The sequence below is a fragment of the Peribacillus sp. SIMBA_075 genome (genome assembly GCF_046534585.1).
In genome coordinates this window covers 1-21,795 of sequence record NZ_JAWRYN010000011.1, presented here as the reverse complement: position 1 = coordinate 21,795, position 21,795 = coordinate 1, and the positions used below count along the sequence as shown (strand labels likewise).

2 protein-coding genes are annotated in these 21,795 nt (G+C 44.6%); both read left to right on the top strand.

What is annotated here, in order from left to right; genetic code table 11:
* Entirely contained in the window at positions 1-6,468 is a 6,468-nt protein-coding gene (locus SB775_RS10760; protein WP_410861591.1) for an amino acid adenylation domain-containing protein, read from the top strand.
* Positions 6,465-21,335 (top strand): non-ribosomal peptide synthetase, encoded by a 14,871-nt coding sequence (locus SB775_RS10755; RefSeq protein WP_410861590.1) that lies wholly within the window; start codon positions 6,465-6,467, stop codon positions 21,333-21,335. Before SB775_RS10760 ends, SB775_RS10755 begins: the two co-directional genes overlap by 4 nt.
* The last annotated feature ends 460 nt before the right edge of the window (positions 21,336-21,795 follow it).

Below are 21,795 nucleotides of genomic sequence, written 5' to 3'. Positions count from 1 at the left end.
ATGAGCGACATTATCGATATATACGGATTATCACCCTTGCAAAAAGGGATACTGTTTCATACTTTATATGATCAAGACGATGATCATTCTTTTTCCTACATTGTACAGGTAGATTTCATACTTGGCGGTCGATTGGATGTTGCTGCTTTCGAAAAGGCTTGGGAATACATCATTCACCGGCATGAGATCATACGTTCTGTTTTTGTGTGGGAGGAAGTAGAAAAGCCATTGCAAGCTGTTTATCAACGTCTTCCTTTTACCATTCGCCGAGAAGATTGGAGCGCTCTTCCGTGTGGAGAGAGGGAAAAGAAATTACACCAGTTTTTGAATGAAGATCGGAGGCAAGGGTTTTCGTTAGACGAAGCACCGTTGATGAGAATCACTGCGATCAAAGAAGCAGAAGAAGAAACGAGAATCATTTGGACACATCATCATATTTTATTGGATGGATGGAGTGTGTCCCTGGTCTTCAATGAAGTGATGGAAGTTTATCTCAAGATGATAAAGGGAGAAGCATTCGACCTTCCCAAGTCTCTTCCCTATAAAAAATATATCCAGTGGATTAATAAACAAGATCGAAGTAAAGCTGAGAAATTTTGGACAGATGAATTAAAAGGATTTCATGCACCTACGCCATTAATGATGGAGAAAAATGACCAGGGGCATGAGAAGGGTTATGGAGAGAGCGTTTATCGGCTATCTGAGGAACTGACTGAGACTTTACAAGAGTGGGGGCGAAATAGTCAGCTAACATTAAATACGTTAGTACAAGGAGCCTGGGCTTACTTGATGAGCCGGTATAGCGGCGAAAGCGACATCGTATTTGGTGTGACTAGCTCTGGACGTCCTCCTGAATTAGTAGGAGCAGAGAAAATGGTTGGTCTATTTATAAACACATTGCCTACCCGAATTCGGGTAATGGATGATCATTCATTAGTGGACTGGCTCCGTAAGATACAGATGAAAGAACTGGAACGGAGACAATACGAGTATAATTCGTTGGTCGATATTCAAGGTTGGAGTGAAGTTCCAAGGGGTAGTGGTTTATTTCATACCTTGTATGTGTTCGAAAATTACCCGATACAAGGAGAGCGCAAGTCTGATTTAAGAGTGCTAGAGGTCCAAAGTGCTGAACAAACAAATTATCCTTTGACGCTCATTGCAATGCCAGGTAAGCAACTCACTTTGAAGTTGATGTATGACAGGCATCATTTTGATGAAGAGACCATTCAGAGGATTCAGGGCCATCTATCGCAAACATTGATCCAGATGACGAAAAGCTCAGACCCAAAGCTATCCGAAATTACCCATTTAACAATGGAAGAGCGGACACAACTGCTAGAGAAATGGAATGATACCCAAGTAGATTATTCATGTGAAAGCATGATTCATGCGTTATTTGAGCAGCAAGTGGAAAAAACGCCAGAAGCGATCGCGGTTATGTATGAAAATGAGCAACTTACCTATAAAGAGCTGAATGAGCGTGCTAATCAGCTGGCTCACTATTTACAGAAGCAAGGTGTGGGTCCAGAGTCTTTAGTCGGCGTTTATATGGAACGATCCCCGGAAATGATGATAGGGTTGCTAGGGATTCTAAAGTCAGGAGGAGCCTATGTTCCGCTTGATCCTACGTATCCCGAGAATCGCCTACGCTATATATTAGAAGATGCTAGAATCGAAGTGCTAGTGACGCAAGAAAGGTTAGAAAAAATAGGTACATCCGAACAAATCGAAATAATTTGTATGGATCAAGATCGCATTGCGATTGAACAAGAAGAACCGACCGCATGTACAAGCAGTGTAACAGGAAAAAATTTAGCATACGTCATGTATACTTCCGGATCTACAGGAAAACCAAAGGGAGTGATGATCGAGCATCATTCGGTGATCAATTATCTTGAATGGATGCAACATCAATATCCACTCTCTGAAAGAGATGTGGTTTTGCAGAAAACACCGATCTCATTCGACGTATCTGTGTGGGAGTTATTTTGGGGCATTAGTATAGGAGCATGTGTATCCTTCCTTCCTCCGGGCGGGGAGAAAGATCCTTCTATAATAGCTGAAGTGATAGAGAAGCATCGGGTTACGATTGTCCAATTTGTTCCCTCGATGCTATCTGTTTTCATAGATCATTTCGATCATACTGAGCTGAAACGGAAATGTTCATCCGTGCGTCATGTGTTTTCTGGTGGAGAAGAGCTTAGTCCGGGGTTGGTTAGACGATTTCAACAGCACTGGGATGAGAGCGGACAAGTTAAATTGACCAACTTTTATGGACCAACAGAAGCAACCATTTATGTGAATGCATATGACTGTCAATCCAATCAAGAATTTGTTTCCATTGGCAATCCGATTCAAAATATCCAGCTTTATGTATTCGATCGGAATCAGCGCTTGCAATCGGTAGGGATTGAGGGTGAGTTGTATATTGGTGGTGCAGGCTTAGCACGTGGTTACTTAAACCGACCTGATCTAACTTCTGAACGATTCGTTCCGCATCCGTTTCAATTAGGAGAACGGCTATATCGAACAGGGGATCTAGTAAGATATCTAACTGATGGAAATTTGAAATTCATAGGAAGAATGGACCATCAAGTGAAAGTGCGCGGCTTTCGGATTGAGCTTGGAGAAATTGAAGCGACTTTAGAAAGGCATACGTCTATCAAAGAGGCTGTCGTGATCGTTCGAGAAGATCGCCCAGGCGATCAGCGATTGGTAACGTATGTGATAAGCGATGGAAATATCCAAAAGTGGCGAGAGTATCTCCAAAACCAATTACCGAATCACATGGTTCCAGCACACCTTGTAGAGTTGGATTATTTCCCGCTTACTCCGAATGGGAAAATCGACCGAAAAGCCTTACCAGAACCGGAGGGACAGCCTATGGCCTTTAACGTCCTGCCGCGAACGCCATCGGAAGAGCTCATCGCAGCGGTTTGGAGTCAAGTGTTAGGAATAGAAAATATCGGCAGTCAGGACTCTTTCTTTGAACGGGGTGGGCACTCACTGCTTGCTACCCAAATCGTCTCTCGATTACAAGAAGCATTCCAGATCAAAATCCCGCTACGCGAACTTTTCAAGTACGATACGGTGGAGGCATTGGCGAAGCGACTGGATCAGTTGTGTAAAGGAGACAAAAAACGAGAGATTCCGCCACTTGTACCTATGGCACGGGAAGAATCCATTCCGCTTTCCTACGCACAGAAACGCCTATGGTTCATTGATCAGTTAACGCCAAATAGTGCGATGTACAATATTCATGCAGCATGCCGACTGACAGGGAAATGGTCACTTGAAGCATTGGAGACGGGATGGAATCAGTTGATTGAACGTCATGAATCATTGCGGACGGTGATTCAAGAGCGAGAGGGTCAACCGATCCAACAGATTCAGTCGCATGTCTTCAGGCCCCTCCCCCAAATGGATCTAACAATTCTCTCTCTGGAAGACAGAGAAAGAGAGATGAAGCGGTTCATTCAAAACGAAGCGGAAGAACCATTTCATTTGGGACAAGGTCCCTTGATTCGAACGCGAATTTTGAAAATGGACAAAGAGGAATGGATACTCCTTTGTACGATGCATCATATTATTTCGGATGGATGGTCAATGGGAATCTTGCTCGAAGAATGGATGGCTTTTTATGAAGGAGCGCTAAGTGGAAAGCCAGTGGAGCTGAAGAAGTTACCTGTTCAATATGCGGACTTTGCCCTGTGGCAAAAAGAATGGCAAAAAGAAGAGGATCTTGATGAACACCTTCAATATTGGAAGGAAGAATTGCATGGTGAGTTACCGGTCTTGCAATTACCGATGGATCGTCCTCGACCTGCTGTTCAAACTCACCGTGGAGCAAGTCAGACTCTGATGTTGCCATATTTCCTCCGGGAAAAGCTCAAAGAGTTAAGTCAGCAAGAAGGAACCACCTTTTTTATGACCTTAATGGCGGCGTATCAAAGCTTTCTTGCTCGTTATACGGGACAAGACGACATCTTGGTTGGAAGCCCGATTGCGAACCGGAATGTTAAAGAGATTGAAGGATTAATAGGTTTCTTTGTAAATACGTTGGTTTATCGAGCTGATTTCAGTGGAAATCCGACGTTCCAAGAACTTCTGTCGCAGATACGAATAAAAGCACTAAAAGCATACGAGTACCAGGACATTCCGTTTGAGAAAGTGGTAGAAGCGGTAAAACCTGAACGGAATACCAGTCATTCGCCGATTTTCCAGACCATGTTTACCTTGCAGAATACGAAACAAGGGTTACCTCAGCTATTTGAAAGAAACATGGAGATGATGGAAAGTCATACTTCGATTGCCAAATTTGATTTGAGTTTGTTTGCATCGGAGACGGAAGAAGGGCTATTGCTAACTTTTGAATATAATACCGATTTGTTTAATGCTGCAACCATTGAACGAATGGCAGGACATTTTGAACATTGGTTATCTGAAATTGTATCTCATCCAAAAGATTCTTTAACAAAACTGAATATGCTGCCGAAAGCAGAATATAAGCGGTTACTAGAGGAATGGAATGACACAGATGTTGTCGACCTACGTGAAGAAACGATCCATACATTGTTTGAGGAACAAGTGGAGAAAACGCCAGAAGCAATCGCGGTAGTGTGCGAAGATGAGGAGCTGACATATCGGGAACTGGACGAACGTTCCAATCAGTTGGCCCATTATCTCCATAAGCGTGGGGTGGGATGTGAATCATTGGTTGGGATCAGCGTTACACGTTCATCCGAGATGATTGTCGGTCTTTTAGGAATCATGAAATCAGGAGGAGCGTATGTACCGATTGATCCTTCGTATCCGGAGAGTCGATTACGGTATATTTTAGCGGATGCTCATATCGAAGTACTGGTGACACAGGAAAAGTTGCCGCAAAAAATGACGTTACCGGAATCCGTTGACATGATTTGTATCGATCGTGATCGAGCGGAAATCGAACAGGAAGTGACGACGGCATGTACGGGTGAAGTGACAAGCGATAACCTAGCTTATATCATCTATACCTCAGGATCAACTGGCAAGCCTAAGGGAGTGATGATTGAGCATCGGAGTGCGTTGACGATGATCCATTGGGCACATCAAACCTATTCCCGACAGGAATTAGCGGGAGTGCTGGCTTCAACTTCACTATCCTTTGATCTATCGGTTTTTGAAGTGTTTGTTCCTTTGACGATGGGTGGTAAGGTGATTGTCGCTGAAAGTGCTCTTCATCTGGACAAGTTGACTACGAGGGATGTGACTTTGGTCAACACTGTACCATCAGCTGCGAAGGAACTGGTTCGGGCAAATACAATCCCTTCTTCGGTAAAGGTGATGAATTTGGCTGGAGAACCGTTGCCCCAGTCATTAGTCGAGCACTTGTATGAGAGTAGTCCAATTGAAAAGGTGTACAACTTGTACGGTCCATCCGAAGATACTACTTATTCCACGTATATGAAGCTAGAAAAGGGTGTCAAGTACAAGGTACCACCGATTGGCAGACCCATTTCTAACACGGAAGTATATGTCCTCAGTGCAAACCAGCAAATGGTACCGATTGGTGTAGCCGGTGAGCTTTACATTGGGGGATCAGGCTTGGCGCGTGGCTACTTAAACCGCCCTGACTTAACAAACGAGCGTTTTATCCCGCATCCATTTAAAGAAGGGGAGCGAGTATATCGGACGGGGGACCTTGTGAGGTACCTGCCGGACGGGACTTTGGATTATCTCGGTCGGATCGATCATCAAGTGAAGATCCGTGGATTCCGGATTGAGCTAGGTGAGATTGAAGCGACGTTACAAAGTCATTCATTGGTAAACGAAGTTGTTGTGATGGTACGAGAAGATCATCCGGGTGATCAGCGTTTGGTTGCCTATGTAGTGGGAGAAGAAAATGCTCATGATTGGCGTGATTATCTCAAGACAAAGTTACCAAATTACATGGTTCCGGCACACTTTGTCGGATTGACAGCTTTCCCGCTCACCCCAAATGGGAAAATCGATCGGAAAGCCTTACCTGTACCAGAGCGCAAGGGAGCAGAAGGTGGTTATGTTGCCCCTCGTACACCTACGGAAGAAGCAATTGTTTCGATATGGCATCAAGTTTTAGGCACGGAAAATATCGGGATTCATGATTCTTTTTTTGAACTTGGTGGCCATTCATTACTCGCTACACAAGCTGTTACTAGCCTGAAAGAAGCCTTTGGGATTGAGTTACCACTGCATGATTTATTTACGTATACTACGGTGCAGGAATTGGCAGAACGGGTTAATCAGCTGCAATGCAGTGGAAATGAGCAAGCACAGAATGATAGTAAGGGGAATGTAAGTTTTCAAGACTATATTCAAAAAGAAGCAGCAGCGAGTAATGATGAAGAGTTACTTGAACTTCTTAAGCAATTGGAAGAGTTATCAGAGGAAGAAGCGCAAGGTATATTCGAGAGCAACTTGGTTGAGGAAGGGGTAAAAAAATGAGAAGTGATTTACTTGCGAAGCTGGATTCGCTTTCTCCTGAGAAAAGGGAGTGGCTTCAGAAGCAGATGCAAAAAAAGGAGAAAGAAACGCTTCCGTTGTCCTATGCACAACAACGATTATGGTTTATGGACCGATTTAACCCAAACAGTTCATTATATAATATTCCGACAGTATGGCGTCTGAAAGGGCATTGGCTACCTGGAGCATTGGAAAAGGGATTAAATCGGTTCATTGAGCGTCATGAATCATTACGCACCGTTTTTAAGGAAGTAGGAGACCAACCGGTACAACATATTGTGGAATATCTTCCTAGAAAACTACCTGTAGAGGATTATTCTCACCTTCCTCTGGAAGTAAAGGAAAAAGAGATAGAGAGTTTGATTGCAAGAGAAGCGCAGGAGCCATTTGATTTAATGAATGGCCCTTTGATCCGCAATCAACTGGTTCAATTAGGGAAAGATGAATGGTTATTGCTATGTACCATGCACCATATTATTTCTGATGCGTGGTCCATTGGCATATTGATCAATGAATTGCTTGCCTTCTATGAGGAGGAAACGAGTGGGAAGCCTGCCGGACTAAATTCGCTATCGATTCAATATGCAGACTTTGCGAAATGGCAAAAGCAGTGGTTGCAGGGTGAAGTGTTGGATCGACAACTCACGTATTGGCAGGAAGAATTGTCCGGTGAGCTTCCTATATTACAACTGCCGTTGGATTGCCCTAGACCGGTTACGCAAACGTACGCTGGGGACACATGTCGTGTGATTGTACCTCACACACTACTCAGTGCATTGAAGAATTTAAGTCAGCGAGAAGGATCCACCTTATTCATGACCTTAATGGCTGCGTATCAGAGCTTTCTTGCACGCTATACGGGGCAAAATGATATTCTCGTCGGAAGTCCGATTGCGAATCGGAATCATAAAGGAGTAGAGGAATTAATCGGCTTCTTTGTTAATACGTTAGTCTATCGGGCGGACCTGAATGGGGCTCCTACGTTCCGGGAGATTTTGTCTCAGATAAAGAAAAAGGCGTTGAAGGCATATGAATATCAAGATATTCCGTTTGAAAAAGTGGTAGAAGCGGTACAACCTGAACGGAGCACTAGCCATTCGCCCATCTTCCAGACCATGTTTACGCTACAGAATATAAAACAAGAACGATTAGAGCTGTCTGGGAGAAGTTTGGAAATGATAGAAAGTAATATCTCGATCGCGAAATTTGATTTGAGTCTAACCGCGTATGAGGTGGAGGAAGACCTACATGTCACTTTTGAGTACAATACAGATTTATTTGACAGTAGAACCATTGCACGTATGGCGGGGCATTTTGAAAACTGGTTGAACGAAATCGTTCATCATCCAGATGAATCATATACAAACCTGACGATGCTATCGGACACAGAGCAGAAGCAGCTCTTGGAAGAATGGAATGACACTGATGCAGTTTATGCAAATGAGAGCATGATTCACGAACTGTTTGAACAGCAGGTTGCGCGTACACCTGAAGCGGTGGCGGTAGTATATGAAGGTGGACAGCTGACTTATCAAGAACTCAACGAGAAAGCGAACAAAATGGCCCATTATTTACAAAAACGGGATATAGGTCCTGAATCATTGGTCGGGATATGTTTCGAGCGTTCACCCGATATGATGATTGGTCTCTTAGGAATTCTCAAAGCCGGCGGGGCTTATGTCCCGCTGGATCCGAGTTATCCCGAAAATCGCCTGAGATACATATTAAAGGACTCACAGATCCAAGTGCTTTTAACGAAGGAAGCGCTACTAGGTTGGTTGCCCGAAGGGATCCAAGCGATTTGTTTGGATCGGGATCAAGCAGCGATTTCTAAAGAGAGTGGCTTGGCGCCAGTGAGTGGAGTGACAGCAAAAAACTTGGCGTATATCATTTACACTTCGGGTTCGACAGGGAATCCGAAGGGAGTGATGATCGAACACCACTCGGTTATCAACCGATTACAGTGGATGCAAAAAAACTATCCATTATCTGAACAGGATACGATTCTTCAAAAAACGCCGTTTTCGTTTGATGTCTCTGTCTGGGAATTATTTTGGTGGTCATTTGTAGGAGCGCGTGTTTGTTTACTTCCGCCGGGTGGAGAGAAGGATCCTGCAATGATTGAGGAGTGCATTGAGCGATATCGTGTGACCACGATGCACTTTGTTCCGTCGATGTTATCTGCATTCTTGGATTATATGGAACAATCCAGAGCAAAAAAGGACGTATCGTCTTTGTGTCAGGTTTTCACTAGTGGAGAAGCGTTAAATTCCGAACAGGTTCGCCGGTTTAAGGGTGTATTTTATGATTTTCAGCAAACGAAGTTATGCAACTTGTATGGTCCTACCGAAGCGACTGTAGATGTTACTTACTATAATTGTGATTTAGAAAAAGAACTGATGCTCATTCCAATTGGTCGTCCGATTGATAATACCGAATTGTATGTATTGGATCAAAACCAACAGGTGGTACCGGTTGGTGTGGCTGGGGAACTTTACCTTGGTGGTGTAGGCTTGGCACGTGGTTACTTCAATCGTCCAGAGTTAACTGTTGAACGTTTTATTCCGCATCCATTTAAGGAAGGGGAACGACTCTATCGGACCGGGGACCTGGTGAGGTATCTGAATGACCGCAACTTGGAGTATATCGGCAGAGTAGATAATCAAGTGAAAATCAGAGGCTTCCGGATTGAGCTGGGAGAGGTTGAAGCGGTCCTACATGATCATCCATCTGTGAAAGAAGCTGTCGTGCTGGTAAGGGAAGATCGTCCAGGAGACAAGCGGTTAGTAGCATATGTGGTGGGTGAAGGAAACACTGGAGAATGGCGCGAGCACCTAAAGGCGCAATTACCGAATTACATGGTCCCGGCATACTTTGTTGAAATGGAAGCGATGCCCCTTACTCCGAATAGCAAAATCGATCGCAAAGCCTTACTGGCATTGGAAGGACAGTCCGTGAGTGCCGATATTGTCTTACCGCGGACACCAGGGGAGGAGCTCATCGCGTCTGTATGGAGTCAAGTGTTAGGCATAGGAAATATTGGTGTTCAGGCTTCCTTCTTTGAACTTGGTGGCCACTCGCTACTCGCTACCCAAGTTGTCTCACGTTTACAAGAAGTCTTCCAAATCGAACTACCGTTGCGTGAACTATTTGAGTATTCAACGGTGGAGGCGCTGGCGAAGCGACTGGATCAGTTGCGTAAAGGAGACAAAAAACGGGAGATTCCACCGCTTATGCCGATGGAACGGGGGGATGCGATTCCGCTCTCTTATGCCCAACAGCGCCTGTGGTTCATCGACCAATTCACGCCCAATAGTTCACTTTATAATATGCCGATGGTTTGCCGTCTTACAGGGAATTGGGTACCCGAAGCATTGGAGACGGGATGGAATCAGCTGATAGAACGTCATGAATCTTTACGGACAGTGTTCCATGAAGTGGATGGTCATCCTGTGCAGCAGATTCAACCGCATGCCTTTCGGCCCCTTTCTCAAATGGATTTAACTATGCTTTCTCCGGAAGAGCGAGAATCGGAAGTTAAGCGTTTGTTGCAGCAAGAAACAGAAGTGCCATTTGACCTAGAAGAAGGCCCGCTGACTCGGACGATCCTCTTGCGAGTGGGAGAAGAGGAATGGGTCCTCCTCTGCACCCTGCATCATATCGTTTCGGATGGATGGTCGATGGGAGTCCTACTTAACGAATGGATAGCTTTCTATGAGGGAGCAGTGGGTGAGAAGGTAGCGGAACTTGAACCTTTACCGATCCAATATGCGGACTTTGCTCAGTGGCAAAAGGGATGGTTGAAGGAAGAAGTGCTTAAACAGCAACTCCACTATTGGCAGGATGAATTGTCTGGTGAACTTCCCGTGCTACAACTGCCGATGGATCGCCCGCGTCCGGCGGTACAAACCCATTGCGGATCGACACACACTGTGTTGCTGTCACGTTCATTACGCGACAAACTGAACGAACTCAGTCGTCAAGAAGGATCGACTCTCTTCATGACCCTGTTGGCTGCGTATCAAAGCTTCCTCTCCCGTTATACAGGACAAGAAGATATTCTCGTCGGAAGTCCAATTGCGAATCGTAATTACAGAGAGAGTGAAGGATTAATCGGCTTCTTCGTGAACACGCTGGTCTATCGGGCTGACCTGAGTGGTACACCGACCTTCCAAGATATATTGTCTCAGGTACGTCAAAAGGCACTGAAAGCATACGAATATCAAGATATTCCATATGAAAAAATTGTGGAAGTTGTGCAGCCCGAGCGGAGTACAAGTCATTCCCCGATCTTTCAGACGATGTTCATCTTACAAAATATGAAACAAGAGCTTCCGGTTTTGTCTGGAAGAAGGATCGAAATGATAGAAAGCCATAGTCCGATCTCGAAATTTGATTTAAGTGTAATGGCAGCAGAGACGGAAGAAGGATTAATGTTCGCTTTTGAATACAATAAGGATTTATTTGATGTTACAACCATCGAACGAATGGCAGGACATTTTGAGACATGGCTAAATGAAGTTTCTCTTCATCCACAAAAACCGTTGAATAGTCTTGGTATGCTATCCGAATTTGAGCGTGATCTGTTAGTAGAGACATGGAATGACACCGCAACGGAGATGTCCCAAGTGGGTCTTATTTGCGACGGATTTGAGGACCAAGTAGCACGACGTCCCGATACGATTGCAGTGGTCGATCAAATGAGAGAGTGGACCTATGGTGAACTGGATGCGCAAGCAAATCAGTTGGCACAAGTTTTGCAGAGAAAAGGGGTTGTTCCTGAATCAGTTGTGGGCGTCTACCTCCCGAGATCGGCTGAGCTCATGGCAAGTTTACTTGGTATATTAAAAGCTGGCGGGGCCTATGTCGTCCTAGATCCGTTGTATCCGAAATCACGGTTACAATACATGATTGAAGATGCAGGGATCCAAATCGTGGTGACGACAGCAGCGCAAGAAAACCTTTCAGAACAGGTCGAAACGGTGAGATTAGAAGAAATGACAGATGAAAGCGTGAACGCACCGAAGCGGCGGGTAAAACCCGAGCACTTAGCTTATATCGTCTACACCTCTGGCTCCACAGGAAAGCCAAAGGGTGTCATGGTCGAATATCGGTCATTGATGAATATGGTTTCTTGGCATCAAGCGGTATACCAAATTACAGCACAGGATCGTGCGACTCAGATTGCGGGGATTGCCTTTGACTCAGCTGTCCAGGAGATATGGCCTTATCTCACTGCTGGTGCAGCACTATACCTATCAACAGAAGAGTTGCGGATCAATCCAGAGGCTCTAAGAGATTGGCTCATTGATTCACGGATAACGGCTAGCTTTGCGCCTACACCTATACTCGAAAGACTCTTGAAATTATCTTGGCCAGAGAAGACGGATCTCCGTTTTATCATTACGGGAGGAGATCAGTTAACACAGTATCCATCTGAACAAATCCCTTTTGCAGTGATTAATCAGTATGGTCCATCGGAAAATACCGTCGTTGCCACTGATTGTTACGTGCCTGTAGGAATGTCAACAGGTACTCCGCCAATTGGTCGGCCGATTGCGAATACAGAAGTATACGTGTTAGATTCTCACCTTCAGCCGGTGCCGGTGGGTGTGATTGGAGATCTCTATATCGGAGGAAAGAGCCTTGCTCGCGGCTATGCCAATCGTCCGGAACTCACAGAGGAAAAATTCATTCTGCATCCGTTCAAGTCAGGGGAACGTCTCTATTACACCGGGGACAAAGCAAGTTATCTTCCTGGAGGTGATCTCCAATTCCATGGTCGTATGGATGACCAAGTAAAAATTCGCGGTTTCCGGATTGAACTAGGAGAAGTTGAAGCAACGCTGCAGGCGCATTTGTCTGTAAAGGAAGCTGTTGTCCTGGTGAGAGAGGATCATCCAGGAGACAAGCGATTGGTAGCTTATGTAGTTGGTGAAGGAAGTGTTCATGAATGGCGGGAGCATCTGCAAACACATTTACCGAATTACATGGTTCCGGCACACTTTGTCGAGATGGCATTTTTACCACTCACACCGAATGGAAAACTCGATTTGAAAGCATTGCCAATGCCTGATGAACCATCTACTGAAAATACCGTATACCCAAGAACTCTGATGGAAGAGCTCATCGCTTCGGTATGGAGTCAAGTACTGGAAATAGAAAATATTGGTGTTCAGGATTCGTTCTTCGAGCGAGGTGGACACTCGCTACTTGCTACGCAAGTTGTCTCCAGGTTAAAAGAAGCATTACAAATCGAACTGCTAGTGCGTGAACTGTTTGAGCATACAACAGTGGAGGCGTTGGCGAAGCGACTGGACCAATTGTGTAAAGGAGACAAAAAACGAGAGATTCCACCGCTTATACCGATGGAACGGGGAGAAGCCATTCCGCTCTCTTATGCCCAACAGCGCCTGTGGTTCATCGACCAATTTCAGCCCAATAGTGCACTATATAATATGCCGATGGTTTGCCGTCTTACAGGGAATTGGGTACCCGAAGCATTGGAGACGGGATGGAATAGGCTGATAGAACGTCATGAATCTTTACGAACGGTATTCCATGAAGTGGATGGTCACCCTGTGCAGCAGATTCAACCGTATGCTCTCCGGTCCCTTCCTAAAATGGATCTAACTACGCTTTCTCCGGAAGAGCGAGAAAGAGAAATGGAACAATGGATCAAAAACGAAGTCGAAGCACCATTTGACTTAGGGCAAGGTCCGTTGATTCGTGGGCAAATCGTGCAAATCGCTGAAGAAGAATGGATTCTTCTTTGTACGATGCATCATATTATCTCTGATGGCTGGTCGATGGAAATCTTGCTCCAAGAATGGATGGCATTCTATGAAGATGCGGTTGGCGGCAAACCAGCAGAACTCGCACCATTACCGATTCAATATGCCGACTTTGCCCAATGGCAAAGGGAATGGTTAAAAGAAGAAGTACTTGATCGACAGCTTGCATATTGGAAGGAAGAGCTGTCTGGCGAGTTACCAGTCTTAATGTTGCCGATGGATCGTCCTCGTCCTGCGGTGCAAACCCATAGCGGATCGACACACACTGTGTTGCTGTCACGCGCGTTACGCGACAAATTGAATGAGCTTAGTCGTCAAGAAGGATCGACGCTCTTCATGACCTTACTTGCATCGTATCAAAGCTTTCTCTCTCGTTATACAGGACAATCGGATATTCTTGTCGGAAGCCCGATTGCAAATCGGAATTATCGCGAGATTGAAGGATTGATTGGTTTCTTCGTCAACACGTTGGTTTATCGGGCTGATCTGAGTGGCGCACCAACATTCCAAGAGTTGCTGTCTCAGGTACGGACAAAAGCATTGAAGGCGTATGAGTACCAAGATGTTCCGTTTGAAAAGATTGTAGAAGTCATACAATCCGAGCGAAGTATAAGTCATTCTCCGATCTTCCAAACCATGTTTACGTTGCAAAACACGAAACATGAGCTACCAGAGCTTCATGGAAGAAGTTTAGAAGCGATGGAAATTCAGGATTCGAACGCCAAGTTTGATTTGAGTTTAAGCGCCCTAGAGAAGGAAGAGGGTTTGGTCCTTTCTTTTGTCTTTAATACTGATTTATTTGATGTTGTAACCATCAGACGTATGGCTGAGCATTTTGAAAACTGGTTGAATGAAATCGTGGAACATCCCGATAAATCACTGACGAAGTTGACGTTGCTACCGGAGATGGAGTGGCAATTGCTGGAAGAGTGGAATGATAATGCTGAAGCGTATCCACGTGAGAGTGTGATCCACAGACTTTTTGAAGATCAAGTGGATCTTACATCTGACACGGTGGCGGTAGTGGATGAAAATCAGCAGTTGACGTATCGGGAGCTGAATGAAAAAGCAAACCAATTGGCCCATTATCTCCAAACATGTGGGGTTGGGACCGAATCATTGGTCGGGCTTTGTTTCCAACGTTCAGTTGAGATGATTGTCGGTCTAATGGGAATCTGGAAAGCTGGGGCAGCCTATGTTCCGTTGGATCCATCATACCCAGAAAGTCGCCTGCGATATATTCTGCAGGACACAGGGATTCAAGTATTGGTCACGAACGAAGCATTAGAAGAGTGGATACCCGAAGAAGTCGAAGCAGTTTGTTTGGATCGGGATCAAGCGATGATCTCGCGAGAAAGTACCCTTTCACCAATATGTGAAGTGGCAGGAGAAAACTTGGCATATGTGATCTATACATCGGGTTCGACCGGGAATCCAAAGGGCGTTTTGGTGCAACATCATTCGGTACTAAATCTATCATATGGTCTACAGAAAGAAGTTTTTTCGCATGAGACACCTGTTAACATGCGTGTCGGTTTAAATGCTTCGATCGCCTTTGATGTATCCATTCAGCAATTACAAATGCTTTTGTATGGTTCAAGTTTGTATATTATTCCGGACGAAGTTCGCAGTGATCCCCAACAGTTTGTATCATATATTCGGGAGAATAAGTTGGAAATGTTCGATATGACCCCTTCATTACTCCAATTACTCATAGATGGCGGGTTGTTAGAAACAAACGATGGTGTTCATGTTCCAAGCAAGGTACTGGTCGGTGGCGAAGCAATTGTACCGTCACTGTGGGAACAATTAGCTGAGGCTGACAAGATCCATTTTTATAACGTGTATGGTCCTACGGAATGTACTGTCGATGCTACATGCTATCGTATCAAAAAAGATGGTAAGCGAGTAACCATTGGGCGTCCGTTGCCGAACGTTCAAGCCTATGTATTGGATGGGAATTGGTTACCTGTTCCAGTTGGTGTAACGGGTGAACTTTATATCGGTGGAGCAGGCCTAGCGAGAGGATATTTGAATCGTCCAGAGTTAACGTCCGAACGTTTTATTCCCCATCCTTTCAAAGAAGGAGAGAGGCTATATCGAACAGGAGATCTCGTGAGGCACCTTCCTGATGGTAACTTGGATTATCTAGGAAGATTGGATAACCAAGTGAAAATTAGAGGATTTCGGATTGAGCTTGGGGAAATTGAGGCAACCTTACAGGAGCATCTCTCGGTAAAAGAGGCCGTTGTGATGGTGAGAGAAGATCAGCCAGGAGATAAGAGATTGGTAGCCTATGTAGTGGGTGAAGGGCGTAAAGAAGAATGGCGCGAGTATCTCAAAGCACAACTGCCAAGCCATATGGTTCCCGCCTACTTTGTCGGGATGGAAGAGTTACCATTGACCTTAAATGGAAAGATTGATCGGAAAACTTTGCCTGTGCCAGATCATCAAGGGACAAAAGGAGGTTACGTGGCTCCAAGAAATGAGAGTGAACAAATACTTACCATGATATGGGAACGTGTGTTAGGCACAAAACCGATTGGCATTCATGAAAACTTTTTTGAAATCGGTGGAGACTCGATTCTCAGCATTCAGATTGTCTCTCGCGCAAAGCAAGCAGGTTTGCAATTGACACCAAAGCAAATGTTTGAACACCAAACGATTTCCGAGTTGGCGCAAGTAGTCAAAGAAGAGCAGGGTGTACAAGCGGAACAAGGAGTCGTAACTGGAGAACTGATCCTTACACCAATCCAGCAATGGTTTTTTGCACAAGATCATCCTAACCCACATCATTGGAATCAATCCATGTTTTTTAGAACAAAAGAGCGACTGGATATAGTATTACTGGAGAAAGCTGTCCGTACCCTTCTAATCCATCACGATGCCTTGCGTTTAAGATATGAACGTTTTCCGGGTGGAGCTTGGAAACAGCGGAACGAAGGGATTGAAGAACAATCGACGCTGACCGTGATTTCATTAGAAGGAGTGCCACAAGCAGAATGGCATCAAGTAATTCAAGCGGAGATTGACACTGCACAAGCAAGCTTGCACTTACACGCAGGACCGCTAATGAGAATGGTGTATTTTGATGAAGGCGAGAAGAGAGCCGGCCGATTATTCTGGGTGATTCATCACTTAGCAGTGGATGGTGTTTCTTGGCGGGTTTTACTGGAGGATCTGCAAACGGCGTATAATCAAGCGAGCCATGCTCAGATGATCCAATTACCTACAAAGAGTACATCCTTTAAAGCGTGGTCGGAGAAATTGCATCATTACGCTGAAGCTGGGATTGTGCAAGGAGTGCGTGATTACTGGGAGCAGCAATCCGAACAAGAGGTGGCTATGCTACCAGTGGATACCACCCTCGAAGTTCCAGCAAACACAGGAACCGAGGAGATTACCGTGGTGCTGGATGAGAAAGAGACCCGTGCGTTATTGCAAGAGATTTCAAGCACTCATCGTGTCCAAATCAATGAAGTGCTATTGACAGCATTGGTACAGGCTACGGCAGCATGGACAGGTCATACGACGCTGACCGTGGATTTGGAGGGTCATGGCCGGGAAGAGATCATCGAAGACGTTGACCTATCGAGAACCGTGGGATGGTTTACAAGTATCTATCCTGTTCACTTGAATATTACAGGTGCTAACACGCCCACCGCAGCATTAAAAGCAGTCAAAGAACAAGTGCGCCAAATTCCTAATAAGGGCGTTGACTATGGGATTTTGCGGTACTTGAATCCAGCGATGCGTGAGCTATTCCAGTCTCAAATCACTCCGTCCATTAGTTTTAACTATCTTGGACAATTTGACCAAATGTTCTCTGACGATGCCATGTTTGCTCCGGAGACCGGGTTTACGCGCTTAGATCATGCTTCTGGTTCCAAGCGATCACATTTGATCGATGTAATCGGGATTGTAACCGATGGAAAACTTCATTTCACTTGGGTGTACAATGTTGGACAGTTTGCGGAGTCGACCATTCAAAGTGTTGCAGAGAATATGCTCCATCAACTGAGTGGATTGATTCATTCTTCGGGTGGAGAATCTACGCTGACCGTTTCGGATTTTGCGATTGCAAATCTCACCCCAGCAGATTTGAACAAAGTACTATGTAAGATGAATCGTGGAAAGAATTATCCGATTATCGACCTGTATCCGCTATCACCTTTGCAGGAAGGCATGATCTTTCATACGCTGCATGATCAAGGGGATGAACATTCGGCGCCGTATATGGTGCAATTAAGTTTCCTGTTTAAAGGGAAATTGGATATCCTTACTTTCGAGCAGGCGTGGAAATCGACGATCCAGCGGCATGAGATCTTTCGTTCGGCATTTGTGTGGGATGAGATTGAAAATCCTTTACAAGTGGTGTATGCACATATCCCATTTAAGCTGAATGAAGTGGATTGGCGTGCGCTGTCTGCTGAAGAAAAAGAGGAGAAACGAAAAGCCTTTTTGGCGACGGATCGAAACCAGGCCTTTCTTTTTGATGAAGCGCCATTGATGCGGGTGACTGTCATTCAAGAAGCGGAGGAAGAATATCGGGTTGTTTGGACGCATCACCATATTTTGTTGGATGGATGGAGCTTGCCACTGGTCTTTAACGAATTGCTTACAGTGTATCAGAAGAGGATAAAAGGAGAGGCTGTGGATTTACCCAAGTCACCGCCATACAAGAAATATATTCAATGGCTGAAAGAGCAGGATCAGGAACAAGCCGAACAATTCTGGAGGGAGAAACTCAAAGGCTTTACAGCGCCAACCCTGCTTGGCTTAGAAAGTAAGGAGCAAGAAAAAGGTTACACGGAGAAGGTAACTTATTTATCAGAAGAGCAAACCCAAGCGCTACAAAACTGGGCGAAGCGCAAGAGGCTCACTTTGAATACGGTAATTCAAGGTGCGTGGGCGTATCTCATGAGCCGGTATAGTGGAGAAGATGACATTGTCTATGGTGTAACTAGCTCGGGACGCCCTACGGAGATTATTGATGTTGAAAACATTGTAGGTCCCTTTATTACCACATCACCGACGCGAATTAAGTTGCTAGATGATATAAAAGTAATGGATTGGTTGCATAAGATACAAGAGGAAGAGATAGAAAGAAGACAATATGAATATGCTTCCTTGACAGAGATTCAAGGATGGAGTGAAGTTCCTAGAGGAACCCCGCTGTTCCATAGCTTGTATGTGTTTGAAAACTACCCAGTGAAAGAGGAGTCTTCAGGAAATCTAGAAATTGGTGAGTTGGAAGGAGTAGAGCAAACTCATTATCCATTGGGATTGACAGTTGTTCCAGAAAGCCAGTTGTTGTTAAAGTTGAAGTATGATCGCAGCAAGTTTAATGGCCTAACCATTGAACGGATGCTGGGTCATTTAAGCCAGGTGTTAAAGCAAATGATCGAGAACGTTGATCAAACTCTGTCGGAGCTGGTGTATGTTACGGAAATAGAAAAGAAACAACTACTGGAAGAATGGAATGATAATGCAGCGGCATATCCACGTGAGAGTGTGATCCACAAACTGTTTGAAGATCAAGTGGATCGTACACCTGACACGGTGGCGGTAGTGGATGAAAATCAGCAGTTGACGTATCGGGAGCTGAATGAAAAAGCAAACCAATTGGCCCATTATCTCCATAAATGTGGGGTTGGGACCGAATCATTGGTCGGGCTTTGTTTCCAACGTTCAGTTGAGATGATTGTCGGTCTCATGGGAATCTGGAAAGCCGGTGCAGCTTATGTTCCATTGGATCCAGCGTATCCAGAAAGTCACCTGCGATATATTCTGGAGGACACAGGGATTCAAATATTGGTTACGAACGAAGTATCACAAGGTTGGATACCTGAAGAAGTTGAAACAGTTTGTTTGGACCGGGATCAAGCAATGATTTCGCAAGAAAACACCCTTTCACCCATATGTAAAGTGACAGGAGAAAACTTGGCGTATGTGATCTACACTTCAGGTTCGACCGGGAATCCAAAAGGGGTTTTGGTGCAGCATCATTCGGTATTAAATCTATCCTATGGTTTACAGAAAGAGGTTTTTTCGCATGTGACACCTGTTAACATGCGCGTTGGTCTAAATGCCTCAATCGCCTTTGATTCATCCGTTAAACAATTACAAATGCTTTTGTATGGTTCTAGTTTGTATATTATTCCGAACGAAGTTCGCAGTGATCCTCAACAGTTTGTATCTTATATTCGGGAGAATAAGTTGGAAATGTTCGATATAACTCCTTCACTACTCCAATTAATCATAGATGAGGGTGCGTTGGAAACAAACGATGGTGTTCATGTTCCAAGCAAGGTACTGGTTGGTGGAGAAGCGATTATGCCATCACTGTGGGAACAATTAGTAGAGGCTGACAAGGTCCATTTTTATAACGTGTATGGTCCTACGGAATGTACTGTCGATGCGACATGCTATCGTATCAAAAAAGATAGTAAGCGGGTTACCATTGGCCGTCCGTTGCCGAACGTTCAAGCCTATGTATTGGATGGGAATTGTTTACCTGTTCCAGTTGGTGTAACGGGTGAACTTTATATCGGTGGAGCAGGCCTGGCGAGAGGATACTTGAATCGTCCAGAGTTGACGTCCGAACGTTTTATTCCTCATCCATTTAATAATGGGGAACGGTTATACCGGACGGGAGATCTAGTCCGCTATTTAGCTGATGGCCATTTGGATTATCTGGGAAGAATCGATAATCAAGTGAAAATTCGAGGATTCCGGATTGAGCTTGGAGAGATTGAAGCGAATTTAGAAAGTCATCCATCGGTGAAAGAGGCAGTAGTCTTGATAAGAGAGGACCAACCAGGAGATCAGAGATTGGTTGCCTATGTGGTGGGTGAAGGAAGTATGCATGAATGGCGTGAGCATCTCAAGAGACAAGTACCGAATTATATGGTTCCTGGACACTTTATTGAGGTAGACGCGGTTCCGCTTACAACAAATGGGAAGGTTGATCGAAAGGCACTGAACAGCTTAACGATTCAAAGAGAAAGTACCTTTTCTACACCAATCATCCCACGGGATGAAATCGAGTATCAGCTGATTACGATCTGGCAGGATTTGCTACAGATAGAAGATGTCCATGTAAACGATGATTTCTTCAATTTAGGGGGTCACTCACTCCTTGTAATCAAATTGATTTCAAAGGTCAGAGAGAAATTTGGAAAAGAGATTAAGGTGTCCGCACTGATTAAGAACCCGACAGTGGAAGGGATCGCTTATCTCATCCGTGAGAATCATGGTATGGCAAAATCGTTATCGGTTCTGGTTCCACTACAAGAATCAGAGAAAAGACCTTTCTTCTGTGTTCATCCGTTTATGGGGAATGTATTCTGTTACATTCAGCTAGCAAGGTTACTCAAGGATCACTGCTCATTTTATGGTCTACAGAATCCTCTCGTAGAGAAAGAAGGAATGAACGGGTTGACTTTATCGGAAGTAGTTCAACTCTACATCGAGGAAATGAAGCGCGCTCAGCCAGAGGGGCCGTATCGTCTGGGAGGATGGTCTCTGGGCGGTGCCATCGCCTATGAAATCGCAACTATGCTACGGAACCAGGGAGAAGAAGTTGAGGTGTTGGTACTCATGGATACCAAGGTGCCTTCAGAACAGGATTACAAGACAGAGGATGAAATGCTATCTTATATATTGGAGCATTTCACCCATTTAGAGCTAGTGGAGCAGGAAGAAGAGCTCGTCCATCAACAGGGCATGCTTGTTGATCAGTTGATCGCGGAAGGAGTGCTCCGGCCCGATGCGGATCTTACGAGTCTAAAGCAGATTACCGATGCTCACAGGAAGTGTCTAAATATAATGGCAGAACATATTTTAACGCCATATTTTGGGGAGGTCATCTACTTCAGTGCTGAAGAAGGCAGAGAGTTGTTCACGGATTGGAAGCCGTTATTACAGGGGAAAGTGAATAAACATTCGGTTCCAGGGCTGCACGAGGAGATCGTCTTCTCCCCAGCAGTGGAAAAGATAGCCAAAAATCTCGTGAATGAGTTTGAAGGGAGCGTAACTCAGATTTCCAGGTGAAAGAACATATTTTTGGAAAAGAAATTTTCTTGAACAAATTCAATCTACCAAAGATATTTTAGAGAAACACTCATCCTGAAAGAATTGTAGTTTAAGGTGGGGATTGCAGCGTTGACTTAGTTTCATTTTCTTATTTGGAATCAAAAATATGATGATGTTACCATAATCTAGGCGGATTTGGAAACCACCATGTCCATGTGGTTTCCAATCTAATGGTGCAAGTTTTCTTAAGAAGCCAAAAATGTTGATTTATCTACGATGTATAAAATCATGCATAATCGATAAAAAACAGACAAGAGCCAAACCTTTAAATACATAAGGGTTTGGCTCTTTGGCGTACTTCTGATAGTTGATTTTATGTAAATAGAGTTTATATAAAGAAATAGGCTCTTTTCGTAAAGATTGTTGTTTTTAAAACGAAACTATTTAAGGTTGATTGGAGCGGAAGTGCGAGACTCCT